Source organism: Brevibacterium sp. BRM-1, assembly GCF_026802075.1.
Taxonomy (GTDB): Bacteria; Actinomycetota; Actinomycetes; order Actinomycetales; family Brevibacteriaceae; genus Brevibacterium; species Brevibacterium rongguiense.
The window spans coordinates 39,217-63,038 of sequence record NZ_CP113788.1 but is presented as its reverse complement, the minus strand read 5'-3'; the positions used below and the strand labels follow the sequence as shown (position 1 = coordinate 63,038).

General features: G+C 74.7%; 21 protein-coding genes. 9 read left to right on the top strand and 12 right to left on the bottom strand.

What is annotated here, in order from left to right:
- Positions 1–35: 35 nt before the first annotated feature.
- Positions 36–1,064, top strand: a complete 1,029-nt coding sequence (locus BRM1_RS00255; protein ID WP_268526917.1) for a LysM peptidoglycan-binding domain-containing protein — start codon at positions 36–38, stop codon at positions 1,062–1,064.
- Positions 1,061–1,501: an Rv3235 family protein gene (locus BRM1_RS00250; RefSeq protein ID WP_160954299.1), complete on the top strand. Its 441-nt coding sequence runs from the start codon at positions 1,061–1,063 to the stop codon at positions 1,499–1,501. Before BRM1_RS00255 ends, BRM1_RS00250 begins: the two co-directional genes overlap by 4 nt.
- A 156-nt stretch (positions 1,502–1,657) precedes the next feature.
- On the opposite strand, the gene secA is transcribed toward BRM1_RS00250, so the two are convergent.
- From secA to mtrA, 7 genes are all read right to left on the bottom strand, one after another.
- Positions 1,658–4,384: a preprotein translocase subunit SecA gene (secA, locus tag BRM1_RS00245; RefSeq protein ID WP_268526915.1), complete on the bottom strand. Its 2,727-nt coding sequence runs from the start codon at positions 4,382–4,384 to the stop codon at positions 1,658–1,660.
- Between the two features lie 54 nt (positions 4,385–4,438).
- The gene (locus BRM1_RS00240) at positions 4,439–5,734 is read right to left on the bottom strand and encodes a winged helix-turn-helix domain-containing protein (RefSeq protein ID WP_268526912.1); all 1,296 of its coding nucleotides are present in this window, start codon (positions 5,732–5,734) and stop codon (positions 4,439–4,441) included.
- Between the two features lie 4 nt (positions 5,735–5,738).
- Positions 5,739–6,392, bottom strand: coding sequence for a ribosome hibernation-promoting factor, HPF/YfiA family (gene hpf, locus BRM1_RS00235; protein ID WP_160954297.1), 654 nt, complete (start codon positions 6,390–6,392; stop codon positions 5,739–5,741).
- A gap of 156 nt (positions 6,393–6,548) precedes the next feature.
- Entirely contained in the window at positions 6,549–7,250 is a 702-nt protein-coding gene (locus BRM1_RS00230; RefSeq protein ID WP_268526907.1) for a ComF family protein, read from the bottom strand.
- Positions 7,251–7,320: 70 nt separating this feature from the next.
- Positions 7,321–9,063, bottom strand: a complete 1,743-nt coding sequence (locus tag BRM1_RS00225; protein WP_268526905.1) for an LpqB family beta-propeller domain-containing protein — start codon at positions 9,061–9,063, stop codon at positions 7,321–7,323.
- The gene (gene mtrB, locus BRM1_RS00220; RefSeq protein ID WP_268526902.1) at positions 9,060–10,973 is read right to left on the bottom strand and encodes an MtrAB system histidine kinase MtrB; all 1,914 of its coding nucleotides are present in this window, start codon (positions 10,971–10,973) and stop codon (positions 9,060–9,062) included. The genes BRM1_RS00225 and mtrB overlap by 4 nt, the downstream gene beginning before the upstream one ends.
- Positions 10,970–11,650 carry an MtrAB system response regulator MtrA gene (gene mtrA / locus BRM1_RS00215; RefSeq protein WP_160954288.1) on the bottom strand — a complete coding sequence of 227 codons (681 nt, stop codon included), beginning with the start codon at positions 11,648–11,650 and terminating at the stop codon, positions 10,970–10,972. Before mtrA ends, mtrB begins: the two co-directional genes overlap by 4 nt.
- 171 nt (positions 11,651–11,821) lie before the next feature.
- Between mtrA and BRM1_RS00210 the strand changes: the two genes are divergently transcribed.
- The 5 genes from BRM1_RS00210 to BRM1_RS00190 are packed head-to-tail and all read left to right on the top strand — an operon-like array spanning position 11,822 to position 17,322.
- Complete coding sequence (locus BRM1_RS00210; protein WP_268526896.1) at positions 11,822–12,889, top strand: hypothetical protein; 1,068 nt, start codon at positions 11,822–11,824, stop codon at positions 12,887–12,889.
- A complete protein-coding gene (locus tag BRM1_RS00205; protein ID WP_268526894.1) occupies positions 12,886–13,581 on the top strand; it encodes a DUF4129 domain-containing protein in 696 nt (231 codons plus the stop codon). Before BRM1_RS00210 ends, BRM1_RS00205 begins: the two co-directional genes overlap by 4 nt.
- Positions 13,578–14,804, top strand: a complete 1,227-nt coding sequence (locus BRM1_RS00200; protein WP_268526892.1) for a DUF4350 domain-containing protein — start codon at positions 13,578–13,580, stop codon at positions 14,802–14,804. The genes BRM1_RS00205 and BRM1_RS00200 overlap by 4 nt, the downstream gene beginning before the upstream one ends.
- Positions 14,801–16,030 carry an AAA family ATPase gene (locus BRM1_RS00195; RefSeq protein ID WP_268526890.1) on the top strand — a complete coding sequence of 410 codons (1,230 nt, stop codon included), beginning with the start codon at positions 14,801–14,803 and terminating at the stop codon, positions 16,028–16,030. Before BRM1_RS00200 ends, BRM1_RS00195 begins: the two co-directional genes overlap by 4 nt.
- Entirely contained in the window at positions 16,030–17,322 is a 1,293-nt protein-coding gene (locus tag BRM1_RS00190; RefSeq protein ID WP_268526888.1) for a DUF58 domain-containing protein, read from the top strand. Before BRM1_RS00195 ends, BRM1_RS00190 begins: the two co-directional genes overlap by 1 nt.
- A 101-nt stretch (positions 17,323–17,423) precedes the next feature.
- Here BRM1_RS00190 and BRM1_RS00185 read toward each other — a convergent pair whose 3' ends face one another.
- Positions 17,424–18,419, bottom strand: a complete 996-nt coding sequence (locus BRM1_RS00185) for a stage II sporulation protein M (protein WP_160954234.1) — start codon at positions 18,417–18,419, stop codon at positions 17,424–17,426.
- A gap of 200 nt (positions 18,420–18,619) precedes the next feature.
- On the opposite strand from BRM1_RS00185, the gene BRM1_RS00180 reads away from it, so the two are divergent.
- Entirely contained in the window at positions 18,620–19,465 is an 846-nt protein-coding gene (locus BRM1_RS00180) for an RDD family protein (protein ID WP_268526884.1), read from the top strand.
- On the opposite strand, the gene ahcY is transcribed toward BRM1_RS00180, so the two are convergent.
- The 3 genes from ahcY to BRM1_RS00165 all read right to left on the bottom strand — a co-directional run bounded on the left by ahcY (position 19,462) and on the right by BRM1_RS00165 (position 22,727).
- Positions 19,462–20,913, bottom strand: a complete 1,452-nt coding sequence (gene ahcY, locus BRM1_RS00175; protein ID WP_268526883.1) for an adenosylhomocysteinase — start codon at positions 20,911–20,913, stop codon at positions 19,462–19,464. The two genes, BRM1_RS00180 and ahcY, sit on opposite strands and share 4 nt — an antisense overlap.
- A 66-nt stretch (positions 20,914–20,979) precedes the next feature.
- Positions 20,980–22,404 carry a phosphomannomutase/phosphoglucomutase gene (manB, locus tag BRM1_RS00170; RefSeq protein WP_268526881.1) on the bottom strand — a complete coding sequence of 475 codons (1,425 nt, stop codon included), beginning with the start codon at positions 22,402–22,404 and terminating at the stop codon, positions 20,980–20,982.
- The gene (locus tag BRM1_RS00165) at positions 22,401–22,727 is read right to left on the bottom strand and encodes a DUF3499 family protein (protein WP_160954231.1); all 327 of its coding nucleotides are present in this window, start codon (positions 22,725–22,727) and stop codon (positions 22,401–22,403) included. The genes manB and BRM1_RS00165 overlap by 4 nt, the downstream gene beginning before the upstream one ends.
- A 176-nt stretch (positions 22,728–22,903) precedes the next feature.
- Between BRM1_RS00165 and BRM1_RS00160 the strand changes: the two genes are divergently transcribed.
- Entirely contained in the window at positions 22,904–23,296 is a 393-nt protein-coding gene (locus BRM1_RS00160; protein WP_268526876.1) for a hypothetical protein, read from the top strand.
- Between the two features lie 17 nt (positions 23,297–23,313).
- On the opposite strand, the gene BRM1_RS14020 is transcribed toward BRM1_RS00160, so the two are convergent.
- The gene (locus tag BRM1_RS14020) at positions 23,314–23,577 is read right to left on the bottom strand and encodes a WhiB family transcriptional regulator (RefSeq protein WP_160954237.1); all 264 of its coding nucleotides are present in this window, start codon (positions 23,575–23,577) and stop codon (positions 23,314–23,316) included.
- Between the last annotated feature and the right edge of the window lie 245 nt (positions 23,578–23,822).

Sequence of the window (23,822 nt, the reverse complement as noted above, 5' to 3'; positions counted from 1 at the left end):
AGTATGGCGCACACAGCGTCGATGGGGTGGTTGTCATGGTCGGGCGGATCGTTCTCTGCAGCGCGGCCCATGCCGCCCTCACGGCCGCGCTGGCGGTGGCCGCACCCGCCCTTGCCGAGGCCGCCTGGCGGGGAGACGCCGCCGCTGCCGCGGTCCTGGGCTTCGGCGCCCTGGTGGTCGCGGCCGGGCTGCGGGTGCACCTGTCCGCGGTGTGCCTCCTGGGCTGCGCGCTGCTGCGGCCGGTGAGCCCGCGCGCGGCACGGCGCGCCGCCGCATGGGCCGTGGCCCTCAGCCCGCGCCTGCTGCGCGTCGCGGCCGCCACCGCGGTGGCGGGCAGCCTGGGCGCCGGAGCGGCCGCCGCGCAGACACCGGCCGCCGCACCCGCCGCGCAGGCCACGGCGGCGCAGGTCGGCCGCGCACAGTCGCCGGCACCGGATCCTGCCTCCCCCGGCTGGCCGCTCACCCCACGGGCAAGCATCCCGCAGCCCACCGCCGCGACTGTCGACGGGCGGGTCACCTCCCCGGGCTGGCCGCTGACGGACCCGCCGGCCTCCACGCCGACGCCTGCGACGCAGGCAGCCTCGAATCCGGCGACCTCGAAGCCACAGCCTTCGAAATCACAGCCCTCGAAGCCCGCACCGTCCAGTCCACCGGCCTCGGACGCTCCCGGCGCCGATGCGACGTCACCGGGCTGGCCGATCACCGCGCCCCACGGGCCCGGAACGCCCACGGCCCCCGCCGACCGCCCCTCCACGGCCGATCCCTCCCAGCCCCAGCACACGGAGCGGGAGACGCGGAAGGCCGACCGTGCCCGGGAACCGCACCGCACCGAGGGCGAGCGCACGAGCGGCCGGAAGGCCGGGCCGCGGGACCACGGGCATGCCCGGCGCACCGTCGTCGTGGTCGAGGGCGACAGCCTGTGGTCGATCGCGCAGCGGACGGCGCCCACGGCATCGAACGCCCAGACCGCCCGGCGGGTCGCCGAGCTCTACCGCGCCAACCGCGCCCGGATCGGACCGGACCCGGACCTCATCCTGCCGGGACAGAGATTGGACATGCCATGACACAGGAACTGACGCTGCGCAGACCGCACCGCGAGGCCGCCGCCCAGCAGCGCGCGCACCCGCTGGCCCGCCGGCGCGCGGAGCCACTGCCCCCGGAGCCCGCCGACGACGACCTGCAGCGCACGGCGGCCTCACTGGCCCTGGCCGCGGTCGAGGTGCTCCACGGGCTGCGCGCCCTGCGCGCGATCGCCCGCTGGTTCGAGCCCGCGCTACTCGAGCGGATCCGCGTGAGCGCCGAGCTGCGCGCCGAGCTCAGCCGCACGCAGGCGCCGCAGCACCTGGGCTTCGCACCGGGGCGGCCGCGCATCTGCCGGATCAGCGAGGACATCGTCGAGGCGTGCGTCGTCATCCGCACGCGGCGCCGCCACCGGGCGGTGGCCCTGCGCCTCGAGACCCATCGCGGCCGCTGGATCGTCACGCAGCTGCTCACCCTGTAGGCGGCACAGTTCGCGGGCGGCGGCGCCATCTGCGGGCGGCAGCGCCCTCGCCTCGGCAGGTGACCTGGGCGCCCCACCGGCAGGCGCGGTGGGCACCGGACCGGCCAGCGCGGTGGCCAGCGCACCGGCAGCCCGCGCTGGGCAAGGCCGGGGCGCCTACCGCTTCTTGTTCTTGGCCCGCCGCTCGGCGCGGTTGGCCGGGGCCTGCCGCGCACCGCGACCACCGGACCCGCCAGTGGACCCGTCGGCGCCCTCGTCGACCTCCTCGGCATCGCCGGTCTCGGACGGCGCGGAGAGGTGCATCTCCGGCTTCTTGGGCTTGAGTTCCTCGGCCTCGACCTCGACGAAGTCGTCGCTCGGATCCTCGGGATCCTCCCCCGGGTTCATCGACACCGTGACCTCGAGCTTGTTCGTCAGCCGGAAGACGTCCTCCTTCATGCCCTCCTGCATGGTGTTGAACATCTCGAAGCCCTCGCGCTGGTATTCCACGAGCGGATCGCGCTGGGCCATCGCCCGCAGCCCGATGCCGTTCTTCAGGTAGTCCATCTCGTAGAGATGCTCGCGCCACCGGCGGTCGATGACGGAGAGCACCACCCGGCGCTCGAGCTCGCGGGTGGCCTCCTCGCCCAGCTCGGCCTCGCGGCGGTCGTAGGCGACATCCGCATCGGCCTGGAGCTCGCGGGTCAGGCGCGCGCGGTCGAGGTTGGCCTGGCCGCCCGCGTCCTCGACGAGCTCATCGACCGTGATCGTCGAGTCGTAGAGCTCGGAGAGGCCCTCGAACAGCCTGTCGAGCTCCCAGGTCTCCGGCGGGCCGGCCGTCGCCGCATCCACGTAGGCGCGGATGACGTCGTGGCGGAACCGCTCCACCTGATCGGTGAGGTCGGCGCCCTCGAGGACCTCGCGGCGCTCGTCGTAGATGACGGTGCGCTGGCGGTTGAGCACGTCGTCGTACTTGAGCACGTTCTTGCGCTGCTCCGCATTGCGCTGCTCGATCTGGGTCTGCGCGGACAGGATCGCGCGGGAGACCATCTTCGATTCGAGCGGCACATCGTCGGGCACGTTCGCCGTGGCCATGATCCGCTCGGCGGCGCCCGAGCCGAACAGCCGCATGAGGTCGTCCTGCAGCGACAGGTAGAACCGCGACTCACCCGGATCGCCCTGGCGCCCTGAGCGGCCGCGCAGCTGGTTGTCGATGCGGCGCGACTCGTGCCGCTCCGTGCCGAGTACGTAGAGGCCCCCGGCCTCGCGCACCTCGGCGGCCTCGTCCTCGACCCGCTCCTCGGCGGCGTTGAGGACGTCGCCCCACTGCGCCTCGTACTCCTCGGAGTCCTCCTCCGGGTCCAGTCCGCGCGCGGCCATCTCCGCGACGGCCAGGTGCTCGGCGTTGCCGCCGAGCATGATGTCGGTGCCGCGGCCGGCCATGTTCGTGGCCACCGTCACGGCGCCCTTGCGGCCGGCCATCGCGATGATCGCGGCCTCGCGCGCATGGTTCTTCGCGTTGAGCACCTCGTGCTCGATGCCCTTCTTCGCGAGCTTCTGCGAGAGGTACTCGCTCTTCTCCACGCTCGTGGTGCCGACGAGGACGGGCTGGCCCTCCGCGTGGCGCTCGGCGATGTCGTCGACGACCGCATCGAACTTGCCCTCGACGTTCTTGTACACGAGGTCGGACTGGTCCTTGCGCTGCATGGGCTTGTTCGTGGGGATCGGCACGACGCCCAGCTTGTAGGTCGACATGAACTCCGCCGCCTCGGTCTCGGCGGTGCCGGTCATGCCGGAGAGCTTGTCGTAGAGGCGGAAGTAGTTCTGCAGGGTGATCGTCGCGAGCGTCTGGTTCTCCGGCTGGACCTCGACGGCCTCCTTGGCCTCGATCGCCTGGTGGAGCCCCTCGTTGTAGCGGCGTCCGGCGAGGATGCGGCCGGTGTGCTCGTCGACGATGAGCACCTCGCCGTCGAGGACGACGTAGTCCTTGTCGCGCTTGAACAGCTCCTTGGCGCGGATCGCGTTGTTGAGGAAGCTGATGAGCGGCGTGTGGTCGGCGTCGTAGAGGTTGCCGATGCCCAGGTAGTTCTCCACTCGGTCGATGCCGGCCTCGAGGATGCCGATCGTCCGCTTCTTCTCGTCGACCTCGTAGTCGCGCTCGGGGCGCAGGCGCTTGACGACGTTGGCGAACTCGCCGTACCAGCGGTTGGCGTCGCCGTCGGCGGGCCCGGAGATGATGAGCGGGGTGCGCGCTTCGTCGATGAGGATCGAGTCGACCTCGTCGACGATCGCGAAGCTGTGCCCGCGCTGGACCATCTCGTCGACCGACCAGGCCATGTTGTCGCGCAGGTAGTCGAAGCCGAACTCGTTGTTCGTGCCGTAGGTGATGTCCGCCGCGTACTGCTTGCGCCGCTCGTCGGGGGTCATCTGCGAGAGGATGCATCCGGTCTCCATGCCGAGGAACCGGAACACGCGGCCCATGAGCTCGGACTGGTAGCCCGCCAGGTAGTCGTTGACCGTGACGACGTGGACGCCCTTGCCGGACAGGGCGTTGAGGTAGGAGGGGGCGGTGGCCACGAGGGTCTTGCCCTCGCCGGTCTTCATCTCCGCGATGTTGCCCAGGTGCAGGGCGGCCCCGCCCATGAGCTGGACGTCGAAGTGGCGCAGGCCCACGGTGCGCGCCGATGCCTCGCGCACGGCGGCGAACGCCTCCGGCAGCAGGGAGTCGAGGCTCTCGCCGTCCGCGTGGCGCTCCTTGAAGCGGTCCGTCTCCTCCCGGATCTGCGCGTCCGTCATCTCCTCGAACTCATCGGAAAGATTGTTGATCGCCGTCGCATAGTTCCGCAGCTTCTTCAGCGTGCGGCCCTCGCCGAACCGGAGCATCTTCTCCAGGATGTTGGCCACGTCTCTCCTAGCACCCGGCCGCCCGTGCGGCCGCAGACAACAGACTTGCGCCCCTCAGCTTAGCGTGGACTGCACCCGGCCAAGTCCCAGCCACCGCGCCAGTTCTTCGAGTTCCGCACTCAGGCGCGCGCGCAGCCGGGCCGGCACCGCGCCCGAGGCGCTCGGCCCCGTGGGCGCCCGGCCGGCGGGGCCGGCCTCGCCGGCCCGGGCACAGGGCTCCCAGTGGGCGCGGGCGCTCAGCGTTCCGGCGGCACGGTCGGCCACTGCGTCGACGCGTGCGACGAGCCGCTCGCCGCACAGGAACGGCATCACGTAGTAGTCGTGTTCGCGCAGGTGGGCAGGCGTGTAGATGGAGATCCGGTAGTCGAAGCCGAACAGCCAGGCGATGCGCCTGCGGTTGAAGACGAGCGGGTCGAACGGGGCGAGCAGGGCGCATGCGTCGACCGCGCGCGGCACGCGCGCCGCGTGCCAGCGGAAGGCCTCGCGGCCCGCAACCTCCACGGGGATCAGCTCACCGGCTGCCGTGAGCTCGTGGGCGGCCCGGCGCGCCTCGGCGACCGTGAGGCGGAAGTAGTCGGCCAGGCAGTCGAGCGACGCGACGCCCAGGGCCGCGGCGGCCTGCCGGATCAGGCCCTGGGCATCGTTGGACCGCCCGCCGATCCCGCGCGGCAGGCGCGCTCCGGCGCGCATGCCCGCCTGCGGATCGTCCGGGGGCCCGAAGCGCAGTTCCGGCGCTGGCAGGTCGGGGTGGACGTCGGCCGGGAGCGCGAAGACCTTCTCGAAGTGCTGGTTGCGCCGTGCCACGGACGCGCTGCCCGCGGCGAAGAGCGCCTCGAGGGCGGACTTCGTGCGGGTGGGATTCCAGCCCCAGTGGTCGCGGCGGCGCTCGGGCAGCCCGTGCTCGACGCGGCCCGCGAGCTCGCGGGCCGTGCCCGGGCCCTCGGCCAGCGCCGCGAGCAGCTCGCGCATGAGCCGGGCGAACGCCGCGCCGTGCTCCGGATCGGCCTGGCCGTAGTCGTAGCGGTACCAGTCCGCGCGGCGGCCGTCGAACATCGCGACGGTGCTGGGATGGGCATAGGCCGCGGCATGCGCCCAGTACTCGACGCCCATGCGCGGGGCCTGCCCGAGCAGCCGGTCGAGGGTGGGCTGCGGGTAGGCGCCCAGGCGGGAGAAGAAGGGCAGGTAGTGCGAGCGCACCACCCGGGAAACCGAGTCCACCTGGGACAGGCGCAGCGTGTCGAACACACGGCGCAGGGAGCGGGCATCGGCGGTGCGCGGCCGCGGGCCGGCAAGGCCGGAGGCGGCCAGGGCACAGCGCCTGGCCGCCTCCGGCGACATCGTCTGGGCCACGGGCTCAGTCCGCGGTCGCGGCGAGCTCCGAGTCGAGGGCGATGACCCCGTAGCTCCAGCCGCGGCGGCGGTAGACGACCGAGGGCTTGCCGGTCTGCTCGTCGATGAAGAGGTAGAAGTCGTGCCCGACCATCTCCATGCGGTTGAGCGCCTCCTCGAGCGCGATCGGGTCGGCCGGGAAGTTCTTCTCGCGCAGCAGCACGGGGGAATCGCCCTCGGCGGGCACCCGGCCGCCGGTGCGGTCCACGGTGGGCGGCTGCTCGTCTGCGCCCGGCTGGTCCGCGAGCTCGGCCTGGGCGGCCTCGAGATCGGCCAGCGCCTCGGCCGTCGACGGCGGGCGGTGCTTGCCCTGGCGGGAGACCTTGCGGCGGTCGCGGGCGCGGCGCAGCCGCTCCATGAGCTTGGCCCAGGCGAGGTCGAGGGCGGCGTGCTTGTCCGAGGCGCAGGCCTCGGCGCGCAGCACCGGGCCCTTGCCGATCACGGTGATCTCGATCCGCTCGGCCGTCTCGGGCTGCTTCGCGCTGGCCTCGTGCGTGACGACGGCCTCGACGCGCTGCGCGCGCGGCGCGAGCTGCTCGACCTTGGAGACCTTCTCCTCAATGTGAGAGCGGAAGCTGTCCGAGACGGTGACGTGCCGTCCCCTGACCACGATGTCCATGATGCTTCTCCTTTGCGCCGTCGGTTCCTTCGTCCCCGCACCGGGAGCCCCAGTACGGGGTGCCTTCATTAAATAACATCGCGCCCGCAAATGGGGGCTGCGACCACCGTGGCCTCGTGTGCCGCCCGGATGGCGGACCGCTGCGTCCCACGGCGCTCAGCCCGGCGGGCGGGGGCCGCCGGGGGCCAGCGCGACGACGGCGCAGGCATCGGGGGGCGCCTGCGCGGCCACCAGCACCCGCGCGGCCTCGGCGAGCGTGGCGCCGGTGGTGGCGATGTCGTCGACGAGGACGATCCGCGCGCGCCCCGGCCAGCGCGCGACGACAGCCCCCGTTCCGGGCCGCAGGCCGTGCGAGCCGCGCACGTTGCGCCGGCGCTGCCGCGCCCCGAAGCCCACCTGGTCGCGATGGGCGCGGACCTCGAGCACGGGCGCCGGGCGCGCCCGCAGCCCCTCGGCGCCGAGCACCAGCGCCGCCTGCGCGGCGAGCGCCGCCACGTGGTCGGCCCCGCGCCGGCGCACCGCCCGCCGGGCCGAGGGCACGGGGACGAGGAGCACCGGCAGAGCGGCCAGCGGGCGGGCCTCGAGCGCGCCCACGACGGCGCGGGCGAGGAGCAGGCCGAGGATGCGGACGAGGTCGCGGCGGTCGTGCTCCTTGTAGCCCACCAGCCCGGCGCGCAGCACCCCCGCGTACTCCCCGGCCGCCACCACGGTGCGCGTGCCGTAGCGCGGCACCTGGGAGATCAGCGGGGAGTCGAGGCCTGCCGCGCAGTCCGCGCACAGCGTCACGGTCTCCGCCCCGCAGCCCGCGCAGCTGCGCGGCACGACGAGGTCGAGCAGCTCCCCCAGCATCCGCGCCATCGCCCCAGCGTGCCCGAGCCCGCCCGCGGGCGCACCAGCGCCTCGGCGGCCTGTGGACAGCGGGGGCGGCTCAGCCGGCGTAGGCCGGATCGTAGGCCTTCGCGTCGACGATCTTCTGCCACGAGCCGCCCGAGTACGTGTAGAGCGAGCCCCCGGCGGTGCCCACGCGCACCGAGCGCAGGTCCTCCGCTGCGGCGATGCGCGCGGCATCGGAGATCGTGCCGAGCGCCGAGGCGGGCCCGGAGACCTGCATCGAGAACGGCTGGACGCCGCCGTCGCCGGTGTTGCCGAGCACGGCGACGGTGTCCGCCCCCGCCCAGGAGAACTCCGTGAGCGAGGTGAACTCCTGCCCCAGGGTCAGGGGCGAGGCCGCCAGGCGGGCGGGCTCGGAGCGCTCGCTGCGCGCGATGCCCACGATGTCGAGGCGCTGGCGGCCGGAGGAGTCGGCGGAGAGCACCCCCACGCGCGAGCCGTCGCGGGACACGTGCAGGCTGCGGATCGTCCGATCGCCCAGGAACTTCGCGGCCAGGCGGGTCGAGTCGCCGCCGGAGCTCACCGCGATGAGCGACTTGCCGGAGGCCTCCGCGGTCCACATCCAGCCGTAGCGGTCGAAGCTCGGGCCCACGAGCTGCGCGCCGCGCACGATCTGGTGGTCGCGGCCCTCCCCCGCGGAGAAGTGCCGGATCTCCTTGCCGTCCTTCGTGAGGTAGGCGTAGACGGAGCCGTCGATCGCCACGGCCGGGTCCCGGGCGCCGACGGGCAGCCGCGGCGAGCGCTCCACGGGCGTGAACGCGCTGCCCTCCACGGTCGCGATCCGGCGGTCGGAGACGACGATGGGCCGCGAGTCGATCTGCACGGAGGCATCCGCGCCGCCGCCCTTCGAGTCGAGCTCGGCGCCGGCGCTCGTGACGGACACCGAGGTGATCGAGCTGATCTGGGTGAGGCTCGCCTCGAGCTGGTCGACGAGGCGCCCGGCGGTCCGATCGTCCAGGCTGCCCTCCGGGCGGGCGAGGCCCACCTCGGCGCGCCCCTCGGAGACGGTGACGGACTTCGGGTCGAGCTGCGTGCCGTCCGGGGCCGCGGACACGACGGCGCCGGAAAGGTAGTCGGAGGGCCCGCGCAGCAGCTCCGCAATGACCTCCGTGGCCGTCGAGGGCGAGCGGATGAACCACCGGACGTCCGGCACGAGGTTCTTGTAGTCCGGCGTGTAGTAGTACAGCGCATAGGACTGGAACAGGGTGGCGAAGTTCGTCGCGGACAGCAGCAGGCCGTCGGGGGCCTTCGAGATCCGCCACTGCCCGTTGACCTGGCGCAGGGAGAACTTCATGGAGGAGTTCGTGTTGTCCCCGGCCTCCCGGTAGATCCGGGACTCATCGAGGGTGGCGCCCACGGGCACGCTCAGCGCGATCCGCTGCGAGTTCGAGGTGATCTCGCTCGTCACGGAGTCGAGGCTGACCCCCGAGGGCAGCACCGCGACCTGCGCCTGGGGATTCCAGCGGTCGGAGAAGTCGTCGGTGAGGAAGGACCGGGCGACCGCGAAGTTGTTCGAGTAGCCCGCGCCCGCCGTGAGGAAGCCGCGCACGATCTCGTCCGGGTCCGCGTCCTCGGCGGGGCCGTCGGGGTCGATGCGCGACTGGACATTGGGGCCGGCATCGCCCACGTCGATGCGCCCGATGCCCCCGGAATCGGGGATCGAGGCGCAGCCACTCAGCAGCGCCAGCGCGCACGCACAGGCCAGGGCCGCGCGCACGCGGGTCCGCACCCGTGGCCGCGCCTGCGGTCGGGTGCGATGGGCGCTTCGCAGCGGTCTCATGGGCCCTCCTCGGTCGGCTCGGCTCCGGGGCCCGGCGCGCGGCCCCCGGCGGCTTCGGCCCCGCCGGGGGCTGTTGCCCCGCCGGCCGCGGCGCCGCCGGACTGCGCACCGTCGGACTGCGCGGGGCCGGACCGCGCGGTGCCATCAGACCGCGCGCCGCCCTGCTGGTCGGCGGCCTCGGCGGAGTGCTCGGCGACCTCGACGACGATGGGGATCGAGCCGGTCTGCACCCGCACGGAGCCGTCCGAGGTGCTGGGGCCTGCGACCAGGGTCGTGCCGCCGCGCAGCACCGCGTCGGCCGGGGGCAGCGGCAGCGGCGAGGAGGCGATCGCCTGGCCCTGGCGGCGCGGCAGCGTGAGGCGGAAGCACGAGCCCTCGCCCGTGCGGCCCCAGGCCTGCAGCCAGCCGGCGTGCAGGTGGGCGTCCTCGAGCGAGATCGCCAGGCCCAGCCCCGAGCCGCCCAGCGTACGCCGTCGCGAGGGATCGGCGCGCCAGAACCGGTCGAAGACGTGCTCGACCTGCTCCTCGCTCATCCCCACGCCGTGGTCGCGCACGCTGATCGCGGCCGCCTCCGCGTTCGAGCCGACGTAGATGTCGATGCGCCGCTGCTCCCCGTGCTCGATCGCGTTGACGACGAGGTTGCGCACGATGCGCGTGACGCGCACGCGGTCGACCTCCGCCATGACGGGCGAGGACGGCGCGTGGACCAGCAGCTCGGTGCCCGCCTGCTCCGCGACGACGGCCACCGTGTCGATGACCCCCGTGACGATCTCGGACAGGTCCACGGGCTTCGTCACGAGCTGGGCCGCGCCCGCATCGTGGCGGGAGATCTCCAGCAGGTCGCCCAACAGCAGCTCGAAGCGCTCCACCTGCGAGTTCAGCAACTCGGCGCTGCGCCGGGTGGACTCGTCGAAGTCCTCGCGGGACTCGTAGATGAGGTCGGAGGCGATGTGGATCGTCGTGAGCGGCGTGCGCAGCTCGTGCGAGACATCGGAGACGAACTGGCGCTGGAGCACGGTCAGCTGCTCCATCCGGGTGATCTGGTCCTGCAGTGCGTCCGCCATGTCGTTGAAGCTCTCCGCGAGCGTGGCGATCTCATCGCTGCCGTTGACCGGCATGCGCTGGTCGAGATCGCCGTCGGCGAGCTGGCGGGCCACCTGCGCGCCCGTCCGGACGGGGACGACGACGAGCCGGGTGACGATCCACGCGATCGCGCCCACGAGGACGACGAGCACGAGGCCGGCCACGAGGAGGGCGCGCTGGACGAACTCGAGGGTGTCCTGCTCCTTCTCGAGGTCCGCGACGACGTAGAGCTCGAACGAGCCCGCCTGCGGGATCGTCACCCGCTGGGCGATGACGAGGCCGGGCGAGTGCAGCGAGCCCGGCAGCTCCACCGATTCGTAGAGCTGCTCGCCGTCCTGCCCGTCGGCCACCGCCGAGCGGAACTCGCCGGGCAGGTCCGCCACCCGCACGGACTCCTCGCCGTAGGGGAACGCGCCGATCGGGGGCACCGAACGGTTGCCGCCCACGGGCTCGAGCGCGATCGAGCGCAGGGGCGTGGGCGAGTTCGAGACCTTCGAGCGCAGCTGGGTGTTGAGCGTGTCGACGAGCTCGTCGCGGTCCGTGATGCCGGAGAGCGACTCGAACTCGGCGACGTAGCCGGCGGTCTGGTTGGACACGGAGTTGCGCCGCGCCTCGAACAGGCCGCGGGCGATCTGCTGGGACATGAACGAGCCCACCCCGTAGATCGCCACGACGGTGAGGACCGAGGTCAGCGCGATGATCCGCAGCTGCAGAGAGCGCGTGAATGCGAAGACGATCGCCCGCCACAGTGCGGCGAGGCCCCGGCCGGCCGCGCGCAGCAGGCGCAGCGCCCGCGGCCGCGCGCCGGCCCGCGGGCCGCGGCTCACGTGGGCTGCCCGGCCTTATAGCCCACGCCGCGCACGGTGACGACGATGTCGGGCTTCTCCGGGTCGCGCTCGATCTTCGAGCGCAGGCGCTGGACGTGCACGTTGACCAGCCGGGTGTCCGCGGCGTGGCGGTAGCCCCACACCTCCTCGAGGAGGGTCTCGCGGGAGAAGACCTGCCAGGGGCGACGGGCGAGCGCGACGAGCAGGTCGAACTCGAGCGGGGTCAGCGAGACGGGCTTGCCGCCCTTCGTCACGGTGTGGCCCGCCACGTCGACGCTGACGTCGCCGACCGTGAGGATCTCCGGGGCCGCGGGCTCGGCCAGGCGCAGACGCGCGCGCACGCGGGCCACGAGCTCCTTGGGCTTGAACGGCTTGGGCACGTAGTCGTCCGCGCCGGACTCCAGGCCGAGGACCACGTCGACGGTGTCGGACTTCGCGGTGAGCATGATGATCGGCACCCCGGACTCCTCGCGGATCTCCCGGCACACCTCGAGGCCGTCCTTGCCGGGCAGCATGAGGTCGAGCAGGACGAGGTCCGGGCGGGAGGCGCGGAAGGCGTCGAGCGCGCCGTCGCCGGTCGCGCAGAACGAGGGGTCGAAGCCCTCGCTCTTGAGCACGATGCCGATCATCTCCGCGAGGGCAGTGTCGTCGTCGACGACGAGGATCCGAGCGTTCATGCCCCCATTGTCCCCCACCGGCACCCGGAAGTGGGCGAGCGACGCAGGCGGGCGCGGCGGTGCGCGGGGCGAGGGACAAATCGGGCCCGGCCTGGCAGGATGGGACGGGCCGCAGGGGCCGGGCCGCGCCCCGGGCGGCCGCGGGCAGCAGCGACGGCCGGAGGGAGCACGGTGTTCACGACCTCGGCGCAGGCATGGAACCAGCGCACCGACTGGCGCACCGGGCGCCCTGTGCCCGCCGACCCGCGCGCCGCGCGCCCCGCCTGGCGCCCCCCGGCCAAGCCTGGCACGCTGCCCAAGCGCCCGCTGCGCTTCATCGAGGGCCTCGACGGCGGCTTCCGCCTCATCCGCGCCCAGCCCGGGGCGACGGTCGGCCTCGCGCTCGTCGTCAACGCGCTGTGGACCCTGGCGCTCGGGGCGCTGCTCGCGTTCCTCGTCTGGCTCTCGATGGGCTTCCTCACCACCGTCTTCTCCGACCCCGAGGCGCTCTCCGGGTTCGCGCTGCTCGCCCAGTTCGGCGCGGTTGCGCACTCGCTGCTCACGCTCTCGCTCATCCAGTTCGCCGGGGCCTTCGCCGCCCTGGCCGCGCACGCCTCGTTCACGGGCGAGCGGCTGGGCCTCGGGCGCGCGTGGGCCGAGCTGCGCGGCGTGCGGCTGCGGCTCATCGGCACGGTCGCGGCGCTGTTCGGCTGCCACGTGGCGCTGCTGGCGCTCTGCGCGCTGCCCGGGCTCATCGCCGCGGGCCTGCACAGCACGCTGGCCGCCACCGCGCTCATGGTCATCGGGTTCGTCCTCTGGGTGGGGCTGACCGTCTACCTGGCGGTGCGCACGGCCTTCACCGGGCCCGCGATCGCCTGCGAGCGCCTGGGCGGGCGCGCCGCCGTGCGCCGTTCGTGGGCGCTGACGCGTTGCGGCTTCTGGCGCACCCTCGGCCAGCTGCTCTTCGGCTCCTGGCTGTCCTCGCGCATCCTCGAGGTCGTCATCGCCCCGCTCCTGCTCGTCCTCTACGCCGCGGCGCTCGTGGTGCTCGCCCTGGCGGCGGGCTCCGAGCTCTCGGGCGGCCTGGCGATCGGCATCGCGGCGGGCCTGGGGCTCGCCCTCGTCGCGGCGAGCATCGCCTCCGTCGCGGTCCTCATGGCGTACTGGGCGGGTCTTGCAGCCGTCGTCTACTTCGACCGCCGCATGCGCGCCGAGGGCTACGACCTCGTGCTCCTGCGCGAGGCCGAGGCGCGCGGATGAGCGCGCTTCGCGCCGCGGTCGCGCTCGCAGCCATCGCCCCGGGCCGCGAGGAGGCCCGCGAGTGGGCGCACCGGGAGCTGTCCTCCGACCCGGACTACCGCGACTCCGATGTCACGTTCTTCGAGCGCATCGGAGCGGCGATCCGCGCGCTCTTCTCCTCGCTCGGCGAGGCGGTGGGGGGCATCGAGTCGCCCTGGCTCGTCCTCGTGCTGCTCGCGGCGATCGCGGGCCTGGCGGTGCTCATCGTGCTGCGCGTGCGCCGCGGGACCGGCAGCGCCCTCGACCCCGCCCTCTTCGAGCGCCCGGCGCTCGCCCAGGGAGCCGATCCGGATCGCCTGCGGGCGGCCAGCGCGGCGGCCTGGGCGCGCGGCGAGCTCGGCCTGGCCGTCCAGGAGCGCGCCCGCACGGTCTTCGCCGTCCTCGCCCGGCGCGGTGAGCTCACGGTGGGACCCGCGAGCACGGCGGCCGAGCTCAGCGCCGCCGCGGCCGCGCGACTGCCCGCCCACGCCGCGCGGCTGCGGGCGGCCGGCGAGCTCTTCGACGCAGTGACGTTCGGCGAGCGCGCGGCGACGCCGGCCGACTACGAGGCGCTCGTCGCCCTCGACGCGGCCGTCTCCGCGCGCTCCGGGGCGGCGCCCGGCGCGCCGGCAGAGAGGCCCGCGGCGGGGACCGCGGCGGCGGTCGCCCGGTGAGCGCCGGGCTCGACGTCGCGCTGCGCGGCACGCTCTCCCCCGCCGGGCCGGGCGCCGGGGCCCGGGTGCGCGCGGCCGCCCGCTCCTCGGCCCTGTGGATCTCCGGCGCCGCGGCGGTCCTCCTGGCCGCGATCGCCGTCTTCGCCTTCGCCGCAGCCGGCGCGGAGTCCCGCGCTGGCCACTACGACTCGTTCAAGCCCGAGGGCGCCCACGCCTTCGTGGCGCTGCTGGGCGCGCACGGAGCGGACGTCGCCACCACGCAGTCGCGCGACGAGGCGCTCGCGCTGGCCGATCGGCCGGACACGACGGTCGTCGTCGCCCAGCCCGACGCGATGGCCGCCGACGACGCAGCCGAGCTTGCCACCCGGGTGGGCCGGCGCGGCGGCGACCTCGTGCTCGTCGCCCCCGACTCCGGCACCGCCGACTTCACGCAGGCCATCACGGCCGGCCTGGGCGGCGGCGCCGGCACCGGCGCCGTGGAGCCCGGATGCGGCGCGCGCCTGGCTGCGCGCGCCGGGCCCGTCACGGCCCCGCAGGTGACCTACGGCGCCGCGGGCCACCAGCGCGTCGACGTCTGCTACCGGCCCGCGGGGGCCCAGGCCGGCTACGGGGGCCTGGCCCGCACCCAGCTGGGCCGCGGCTCGCTCGTCGCGCTCGGCAGCGCGGACTGGCTCTCGAACGCCCACCTCGCGGACGAGGGCAACGCCGCCCTGGCCCTCGGCGCCGCCGGCGGCCACCGCTCCGTCGTCTACTACTACGCGCAGGACGAATCCTCGCTTGGCGGTGCCGACGACGGCGGCACCCTCCTGGGCGCGGTCCCCCCGTGGTTCCGCGCAGCGCTCCTGTGGCTCATCCCCGTGGCCGCCGCGCTGCTGCTGTGGCGCGGGCGCAGGCTCGGCCCCCTGGCGGTCGAGCGGCTGCCCGTGGTGGTCCCGCCCATCGAGACCGTGCTCGGCCGCGCGGGCCTGCTCCAGCGCGCCGGCGCCCGCGACCCGGCGCTGGCGGACCTGCGGACCGGGGCGCTGCTGCGCCTGGCCCGCCGGCTCGGCCTGCCGCGCACCGCGCGCCCGGCCGAGATCAGCGCCGCCGCGGCCCGCGCCTCGGGCCGCGATCCCGCCGCCGTGGACCGCGCGCTCCTGCACGCCCGCCCCGTGAGCGAGGCCGAGCTCGTGGCGCTCGCCCAGACCATCCACTCCATCGAGAGCGAGGCCGACACCCCATGACCCAGCCCACCCACACCGAGCCCCCGGAGTCCGGCCGCCCCCAGCGGGAGGCACCCGCCGAGCGGCGCGGCCGCCATGCGGGGCCCGCCGCGCCTGCGCACCCCGGGTACCCGGCGAGCCCCGATAACGCCGGGAGCCCCGGAAACCCCCTGGCCGGCCCGGCGGGCCCGGCCGGTGCGGGCGCCCCCGCCGGCGCGGTGCCCCCGCCGCCGCAGCACGCGCCGCGCAGCGGACTCGAGGCGCGGCTGGCCGGTGAGCACGCCCTCGAGCTCATCGACCACGACCTGCGCGAGGGCTTCGACGCCGTGCGCCGCGAGGTGGGCCGGATCGTGGTCGGGCAGACCGCGGCCCTCGACGGCCTCCTCATCGCGCTGCTGTGCTCCGGCCACGTCCTCATCGAGGGCGTGCCGGGCGTGGCGAAGACGCTGCTCGTGCGCACGCTGTCCGCGGCCCTCGACCTCGCCCACTCCCGCATCCAATTCACCCCGGACCTCATGCCGGCGGACGTGACGGGCTCGCTCGTCTTCGATGCGGCGGCCGGCGGGTTCGAGTTCCGGGCCGGTCCGGTGTTCACCCACCTGCTCATCGCCGACGAGATCAACCGCACCCCGCCCAAGACCCAGTCGGCCCTGCTCGAGGCCATGGAGGAGCGGCGCGTGTCCGTCGACGGGGAGGCGCGGGCCCTGCCCGATCCGTTCCTCGTCGCCGCCACCCAGAACCCCCTCGAGTACGAGGGCACGTACCCGCTGCCGGAGGCCCAGCTCGACCGCTTCCTCTTCAAGCTCGTCATGGACCCCCCGGATCGCGCGGGCGAGCTGGAGATCCTCCGGCGCCACGCCGCCGGCTTCGACGCCCGCGAGCTCGAGGCCGCGGGGCTCACCCGCCTGCTCGACGCCCAGGCCGTGCGCGCGGCGCGCGCGCGGGCCGGGCGCATCCACGCGGCGCCCGAGGTGCTGGGCTACCTCGTCGACCTCGTGCAGGCCACCCGCGCGGCGCCCTCGCTGGCCCTGGGCGTCTCGCCGCGCGGTGCCACCCGCCTGCTCGGCGCGGCCCGCGCCCGCGCCTGGCTGGCCGGGCGGGCATTCATCACGCCCGACGACGTCAAGGCGCTGGCCCCGGCCACGTTCCGCCACCGCGTCATCCTGCGCCCCGAAGCGCAGATGGACGGGATCGGCGCAGACCAGGTCATCGCCGCCGTCATCGATTCCACCCCGGTCCCCCGCTGATGGCCCTGACGTGGCGCTTCGCGGTGCTCGTGGCCCTCGCCGGGATCCCGGTGATGCTCGTGCCCCGCCCCGCGGTCGCCGCGGCCTGCCTGACCGCTGTCTGTCTGGCGGGCCTGCTGGACTGGGCGGCCGCGCCGTCCCCGCGGGCCATCGCCGCACGGCGCACGCCCGGGCCCCGCGTGCGCCTCGACCAGCCCGCCCACGCCTGGCTGACCCTGCGCAACACCGGTCGGCGCCGCGCGCGCCTGCTGGTGCGCGACGCGTGGGCGCCCTCGGCCGGGGCGCGGGAGACCCGCTTCCGGGCCGTGCTCGCACCCGGCGAGGTGCGCGAGCGGCGCCTCGAACTCATGCCCACCCGCCGCGGCGTGCTGCCGGCGGACCGGCTCACCCTGCGCTCGGCGAGCGCGCTGGGCCTCGTCGCCCGCCAGCGCAGCTTCGACGTGCCGGCCAGCATCCGCGTCATGCCGCCGTTCCGCTCGCGGCGCTACCTGCCCTCGAAGCGGCAGCGGCTGCGCGAGCTCGACGGCCGCACCGCCCTCATGGTGCGCGGCATGGGCACGGAGTTCGACTCGCTGCGCGAATACGTGCGCGGCGACGATGTCCGCTCGATCGACTGGCGCGCCACCGCCCGCGCCCAGAAGCTCATCGTGCGCACGTGGCGGCCCGAGCGCGACCGCCGGGTCGTCATCGTCATCGACTCCTCGCGGCTGGCAGCGCGCCGCAGCGGCGCGGGCACCGTCTTCGATGCGGCACTCGAGGCCGCGATGCTGCTCGCGGCCCTGGCCGCCGGGGCCGGCGATCGCGTCGACGTCATCGTCGCCGATGCCCGGGTGCGCGCCCGGGTGGGCCCGCTCACCGGCTCCGATCCCCTCGGCCGCCTCTCCCATGAGCTCGCGCCGGTCTACCCGGAGCTCTACGACGCCGACTGGCCGGCGATCGCCTCCGCCGTGCTGTCCGCGGCGCCCTCCCACGCGCTCGTCGTGCTCGTCACCGCGCTGGACACGGAGACCATCGCCCGCGACCTGCTGCCCGCCCTGCCCGTGCTGCGCGCCCGCCACACGGTGGCCCTCGCCGCCCCCAGCGACCCGGACCTCGAGCCCATGGCCGGGCCCCGCGCCACCCCCGCGCAGGTCTACCGCGCCGCGGCGGCCGAACACGAGATGCTCGAGGCGGACTCCCTCGCCCACGCCCTGGGCGAGCTCGGGCTGCACACCGTGACGCGGCCGCCGGAGGCGCTGGCTCCGGCGCTCGCGGACCTCTACATCGACCTCAAGGCCAGCGGCCGGCTCTGAGCGCCGCCCTCCCGCATCGACCGCCCTCCGCCGGCGGCCGCCCTCGGCCCTCCGCCGATGGCCGGCCCACGTCGGCGACCGGCCACCGCAGACAGCCAGCCTCAGTCCACCGCGACGATGTCGTACCCCGCCCGCTCGCGGGCGATGTCGCCGCTCAGGCCCGCCCGCTCGGCGGGCCTGCCCAGGGCGAGCGCGTAGGCGACGATGCCGGAGGCCAGCAGCAGCCCGAGCGCGATCTTCACGGCCACGGGCAGGTGGGAGGGGGTGACGAAGCCCTCGATGAGTCCGGAGCAGAAGAGGAAGAGCACGAGGCCCAAGGCCACCGCGATGAGCGAGCGGGCCTCGAGCGCGAGTGCCGCCGAGCGCCGCCGAGGCCCCGGGATCATCCACGCGGTGAAGATCTTGAGGCCGGCGGCCGCGGCCAGCAGGATGCAGGTGACCTCCGGGATGCCGTGGGGCAGGATGAACGCGAAGAAGTCCGCCCCCTTGCCGTAGTCGAAGAGGATGGCGGCGGAGACGCCCACGTTCACGGCGTTGGACACGAGCCCGAGCACCACGTAGGCCCCGGTGATCCCGAGCACCACCCACTGGATGGCCAGCCACGCGTTGTTCGTCCACACGCCCACGGCGAAGAAGCCGTTCGGGTGCTCCCGGTAGTAGTCGACGAAGTCGTGCTCGGCCAGTCGGCGGCGGGCCTCCTCGGGCCCCAGCAGGTCCATGACGTGCGGATCGGCCAGCGCCCAGGCGGTGGTGGCCAGCGCGATCGCCGTGAAGAACGCGAAGACGCCCACGAAGTACCAGCGCAGCGAGTACAGCGCGGCCGGCAGCGAGACGAGGAAGTAGCGCGAGACCGCGGCCGTGGCCCCGGCGGGCACGCCGGTGAGCTGGGTGCGGGCCCGGTGGACGATGTTCGACAGCCGCAGGGAGATCTCCGAATCGGGTGCGCTCGACTGCAGCGCGGAGAGGTCCTTGGACGCGGCGCGGTAGAGGGCGAGGAACTCCTCGGCCTCCGCCGGGCTCAGGCGCGAGGCGCGGGCCAGGCGGGAGAGCCGGTCCCAGCTGGGGGCGCGCAGCTGGGCGAGCAGGGCGGGGTCCATGGCTGCCAGCCTAGCGGGGCGGGCGCGGGGCCGCCACGGCCGTGCGGGCCCGCCCGGCGGCCCGGACCGTTGGGCGGCCGGGCCGATGAATGCGCGGGCCGGCGGACGCGGGTCTGGGGATCCGCGGGCCGCGGACTGCCTGGGCCGCGGACTGCGCCGGCCGAGGACTGGACAGACCGGCGATGTGCGAGGATGACCGTGTGAGCACGCTCGTGACCGGTGAGGCCGTCGCCCTCGACGTCCGCCCGGCCTCCCTGGCCGCGCGGGCCGCTTCGTGCGCCATCGATGCGGTCGCCTACTCGCTGCTCAACATCGCGATCTTCGTGGCCGCCGCGTGGGCGCTCGCCCGCGCCGAGAACATCGACTCGCTGCTGCTGGCCTCGCTCACCACCGTCCTCACGGTGCTCGCGGTCGTGGGCATCCCGTGCGCCGTCGAGCTCCTCACCCACGGCCGCTCGCCGGGCAAGTACGCGCTGGGACTGCGGATCGTGCGCGACGACGGCGGCGCGATCTCGTTCCGCCACGCCGTGCTGCGCGCGCTCCTGTGGCCCATCGAGGTGCTGGCCCTGGGCGGCGGGATCGCGGCCCTGTCCGGCCTGCTCTCGCCGCGCTGCAAGCGCCTGGGCGATCACCTCGCGGGCACGATCGCCGTGGACGAGCGGGCGCGGATGCCCCGCCTGGCCCCGCTCCGCGTGCCTGCCCGCCTGGCCGGCTGGGCGGACGCCGCGGACGTCACGGCGCTGCCGGGCCCGCTCCTCTACCGAGTCGCCCAGTTCCTCGCCACCGCCGCCGAGCGCGCCCCGGCCTCCCGGCTCGAGCGCGCCATCGAGCTGGCCGAGGAGCTCAACGCCTACGTCGCGCCCGCACCCCCCGCCGGCACGCACCCGGAGGAGTTCCTCGCGGCGATCGTCGACCGCTCCCGCCGGGAGGCGGTGGGCCGGGAGTCCGCCGCAGCGGCGGGGGTCGAGCGGTTCCGCGCGCGCGTGGGCGCGCTGCCCTACGGGCTGCGGCTCTCCGGTCCGGGCGGAGGTCCGGGCGGGCCTTAGTAGCGGTAGTGCTCGGGCTTGTAGGGCCCGGCCACGTCGACGCCGATGTAGGCGGCCTGCTCCTTCGTCAGCTCGTCGAGGTCAGCGCCCAGGGAGCCCAGGTGCAGGCGGGCCACCTTCTCGTCGAGCTCCTTGGACAGGCGGTGCACACCGGGCGCGTAGTCCTCCGTCCGGGCGAAGAGCTCGAGCTGGGCGAGCACCTGGTTGGCGAACGAGGCGCTCATGACGAACGACGGGTGGCCGGTGGCGTTGCCCAGGTTGAGCAGGCGGCCATCGGAGAGGACGATGAACGAGGTCTCCGCCCGGTCGAGGCCGGCCTCGGCGGGCACCGGCAGCGTCCACTCGCTGACCTGCGGCTTGATCTCCACCCGTTGCATCCCGGGCAGGCGCGCGGCGGCCGCCAGGTCGATCTCGTCGTCGAAGTGGCCCACATTGCCCACGATCGCGCCGGGCTTGAGGCGCACGAGGTGGTCCGCGGAGATGACGTGCGTGTTGCCGGAGCACGTGATGACGAAGTCGGCCAGGCCCACCGCGTCCGCGGTGCGCATCACCTGGAAGCCGTCCATCGCCGCCTGCAGCGCGCAGATCGGGTCGATCTCGGAGACGATGACCCGCGCACCCTGGCCGCGCAGCGCCTCGGCGGCCCCCTTGCCCACGTCGCCGTAGCCCACGACCAGCGCCACCTTGCCGCCCATGAGGACGTCGGTGGCGCGGTTGAGGCCGTCCGGCAGCGAGTGGCGGATCCCGTAGCGGTTGTCGAACTTCGACTTCGTCACCGAGTCGTTGACGTTGATGGCCGGGAACGGCAGGCGGCCGGCCTCGGCGAGCCGGTAGAGGCGGTTGACCCCCGTCGTGGTCTCCTCGCTCACGCCGAGCACGCCGCGCAGCAGGCCGGTGAAGCGCTCGGGTTCGGCCTCGAGGCTGCGCCGCAGCGCGGCCGCGAAGACGCGGGCCTCCTCCGGGGCGTCCTCCCCCGGCTCGGCGACGCCGCCGGCGGCCTCCGCGGCCGCGCCCTCGAGCAGCATCATCGTCGCATCGCCGCCGTCGTCGAGGATGAGGTTGGGGCCGTCTGCGAACTCGAAGATCCGCCCGGTGCACTGCCAGTACTCCTCGAGCGTCTCGCCCTTCCACGCGAAGACGGGCACGCCCTGCGGGTCCTCGGGCGTCCCGGCGCCCACGACGACGGCCGCGGCGGCCTCGTCCTGGGTGGAGAAGATGTTGCAGCTGGCCCAGCGCACCTGCGCGCCGAGCGCGGTGAGGGTCTCGATGAGGACCGCGGTCTGCACCGTCATGTGCAGGGAGCCCGCGATGCGCGCCCCGGCCAGCGGCCGCTGGTCCGCGAACTCCTCGCGCAGGGCCATGAGGCCGGGCATCTCGCGCTCGGCCAGCCGGATCTGGTGGCGCCCGGCGGCGGCCAGGGTGAGGTCCTTGATGGAGTGGTCGAACACGGCGGTCTCCGTCCTCGCCCCGCGGGGCGGTGGGGGTGGCGGTTGCGGCGGGCGATGGGTCGGCGGTCAGCCCCGGCGGATCAGGCGCAGGGCGGCGTCGCGCAGCTGCGCGGTGCGCGCGGGCTCGGGCGATTCGACGTTGAGCCGCACGAGCGGCTCGGTGTTGGACATCCGGACATTCATCCAGAAGTCCGCCCCGCTCAGCGTCACCCCGTCGAGGCGGTCGACCTCACCCGGACCGAAGTCGCCCGCCGCGGCGGCGGCTGCGAAGTCCTCGAGCACCTCGGCGGGATCGCGCACCTCGGAGTTGACCTCGCCGGACATGGCCTGCGGGGCGTAGGCGGCGAGCAGCTGGCTGAGGGTGCGGTCGCTGCGCTCGAGCGCGGCGAGGATGTGGCAGGCGGCGAGCATGCCGGAGTCCGCGCCGAAGAAGTCGCGGAAGTAGAAGTGGGCGGAGTGCTCGCAGGCGAAGACCGCGCCGCGGGTCGCCATGAGCTGCTTGATCCCGGAGTGGCCCACCGGGGTGCGGACCGGCTCGCCGCCCGCGGCGCGGATCGCTGCGGGCACGGCGACGGAGGTGAGCAGGTTGTGCAGGACGACGGGGCGGACCTCCCCGGCGTCGTGCGCCCGCTCGATCTCGCGGGCGGCGACGAGTGCGCCGACGGCGGAGGCCGAGGCGGCGGCGCCCGTTTCGTCGATGAAGAAGCAGCGGTCCGCATCGCCGTCGAAGGCGAGCCCCACGTCCGCGTCGGCCGCGACGACGGCCGCCTGGGCATCGACGAGGTTCGCGGGGTCGAGCGGGTTGGCCGGGTGGTTGGGGAACGTGCCGTCGAGCTCGGTGTAGAGCCCCTCGACGTCGAGGTCGAGGGCGGGCAGCCCCGCCACGGTGCCGAAGACCTGCGGGAGCAGCTGGCCGCCCATCCCGTTGCCGCAGTCGGCGACGATCCGCAGGCGCCTCCCACCGCCCACCCCGGTGAGCTCGCGCAGCGCGGCGCTGTAGGCGCGCGCGAGCTCCGCTGCGGCGGCCTCGTCGACGCCCGCCCCGGGCTCGCCGGCGGGCAGCTCCGGGGCGGCGAGGACGAGCTCGGCGATCTCGCCGAGTCCCTGGGCGCGGCTGAGGCCGGCGGCGCGGGGCCCGCAGAGCTTCACTCCGTTCCAGCCGGCGGGGTTGTGCGAGGCGGTGACCATGAGGCCGGGCAGGCCCCAGTGGCCCGAGGCGAAGTAGAGCTGGTCGGTCGAGGCGAGCCCGAGGTGCGTGGGCTCCAGGCCCGCATCGCGCACCCCGCGGGCGAGCCACTCGGCGAAGCGCTGGGAATCGGGGCGCATATCGCAGGCGATGACAGCGCCCGGGACGCCGTGGGCCGTCGCCATGGCGCGGGCCGTGGCCCAGCCGAGGGCGTAGAGGAGGTCGTCGTCGAGCTCCGGGCCCACCCGTCCGCGCAGGTCGTAGGCCTTGAGCGCGGCGTCCAGCCGATCGCCGCGCGAGCTCACGAATCGTCCCCGACGAGGCGCAGGCGGCCGGGGCCGCGGCCGGCCGGGGCGCGCTTGGGCTTCGCGGCCTCGCGCACCGCATCGGCGATCGCGAGGATGTCATCGCGGCTGCGCTCGGGCGCGGCCTCGCCGGCCTCGAGGCGGATGAGCTGCCAGCCCACGGGGGCGACCAGGCGCTCGGCGTGGGCCCGGCACAGGTCGTGGGCGCCGGGCTCGGCGCGCACGGACAGGGGGCCGATGACGACGCAGGCGTCGGCGTGCACATAGGTCAGCGTCGCCGCGGCGGGGGCCGCGCAGTTGACCTTCGAACACGTTCTCAGCACACGAGGAGTCTAATACACCCGCACCACCGCGGCCGTGCCCGCCGACGGACGGGGCCGGGTGCGGACGCGGGAGGCGAGCACGGCGGCGGCGCGGCGTTCGGTCGCGCCGTCCGGGCGCGCCGTGCGCGAGCGCGCCGTGAGACCGCGCCGTGAGACCGCGCCGTTAGACTGCGGGCATGTCCTCCCCACGCCGCCGCGAGCGCCACGGCCGCGGGCTGCGCTCCGGGCTCTTCGGCGCGCAGGTGCCCGCCCGGCGCACGCGCGCTCAGGAGTTCGATGCCGCCGCCGGGCTGCTCATGGAGCAGGTGAGGGAGAACGCCGCGGGCGAGCTGGACACGGTGGCACTGGCCACGGACCTCACGCCGCCGGCCTCGGCGACCGCGGTGGAGCTGGGCCGGGTCTACCCGGCCGCGCCGGGGCGGCCCGCCACTCTCCTGCTGTGCCGGATGCCGATCCTCAGGCGGGCCGAGGACCGCGAGGAGCTCATCGAGGTCCTCGCCGACGTCATCGCGGAGCAGGCAGCGCTGCTGTGCGGCCGCTCGGCCGACGAGCTGCGCCCCCGGCTCTAGGAGTCAGACGGGCCCCGTCAGACCGCGCGCTTCTTCAGGCGGCGGCGCTCGCGCTCGGACAGCCCGCCCCAGATCCCGAAGCGCTCGTCGTTGGCCAGCGCGTACTCGAGGCACTGGGCGCGCACCTCGCACGAGGCGCAGACCTTCTTGGCCTCGCGGGTGGAGCCGCCCTTCTCCGGGAAGAACGCCTCGGGGTCGGTCTGCGCGCACAGGGCCTGCTCCTGCCAGGCGAGCTGGCCGTCCTCGGCATCGCCGAAGAGCAGCGAGAGCGGGGCGGCCAAGCGGCCGGCCTCGACGCCGGAGGAGGTGGGCGTGAGCTCGGTGGGGTCGACGGCGAGGGGGTCGACGGCGAAGCCCGGTTCGGCGGATGCGGGGTCGACGAACCAGTCCTCTGCGGTGCGTGCTCCGACGCCCGGAGCGTCAGTGCGCCGAACCTCGGCGTACTTGCGCGCTTCTGACACAGGAATCCCCTTTCGTTCGCCGAGCCCGCCAAGCGGCGTCCCGACTTTCCCCTACACCGAATTAC

Excerpts from the sequence above, each read along its gene's own strand:
- BRM1_RS00255 (WP_268526917.1), top strand. The coding sequence starts at position 36 with ATGGTCGGGCGGATCGTTCTCTGCAGCGCGGCCCATGCCGCCCTCACG.
- BRM1_RS00250 (WP_160954299.1), top strand. The coding sequence starts at position 1,061 with ATGACACAGGAACTGACGCTGCGCAGACCGCACCGCGAGGCCGCCGCC.
- hpf (WP_160954297.1), bottom strand. The coding sequence starts at position 6,392 with ATGGACATCGTGGTCAGGGGACGGCACGTCACCGTCTCGGACAGCTTC.
- BRM1_RS00230 (WP_268526907.1), bottom strand. The coding sequence starts at position 7,250 with ATGGCGCGGATGCTGGGGGAGCTGCTCGACCTCGTCGTGCCGCGCAGC.
- BRM1_RS00225 (WP_268526905.1), bottom strand. The coding sequence starts at position 9,063 with ATGAGACCGCTGCGAAGCGCCCATCGCACCCGACCGCAGGCGCGGCCA.
- mtrA (WP_160954288.1), bottom strand. The coding sequence starts at position 11,650 with ATGAACGCTCGGATCCTCGTCGTCGACGACGACACTGCCCTCGCGGAG.
- BRM1_RS00205 (WP_268526894.1), top strand. The coding sequence starts at position 12,886 with ATGAGCGCGCTTCGCGCCGCGGTCGCGCTCGCAGCCATCGCCCCGGGC.
- BRM1_RS00195 (WP_268526890.1), top strand. The coding sequence starts at position 14,801 with ATGACCCAGCCCACCCACACCGAGCCCCCGGAGTCCGGCCGCCCCCAG.
- BRM1_RS00190 (WP_268526888.1), top strand. The coding sequence starts at position 16,030 with ATGGCCCTGACGTGGCGCTTCGCGGTGCTCGTGGCCCTCGCCGGGATC.
- BRM1_RS00185 (WP_160954234.1), bottom strand. The coding sequence starts at position 18,419 with ATGGACCCCGCCCTGCTCGCCCAGCTGCGCGCCCCCAGCTGGGACCGG.
- BRM1_RS00160 (WP_268526876.1), top strand. The coding sequence starts at position 22,904 with ATGTCCTCCCCACGCCGCCGCGAGCGCCACGGCCGCGGGCTGCGCTCC.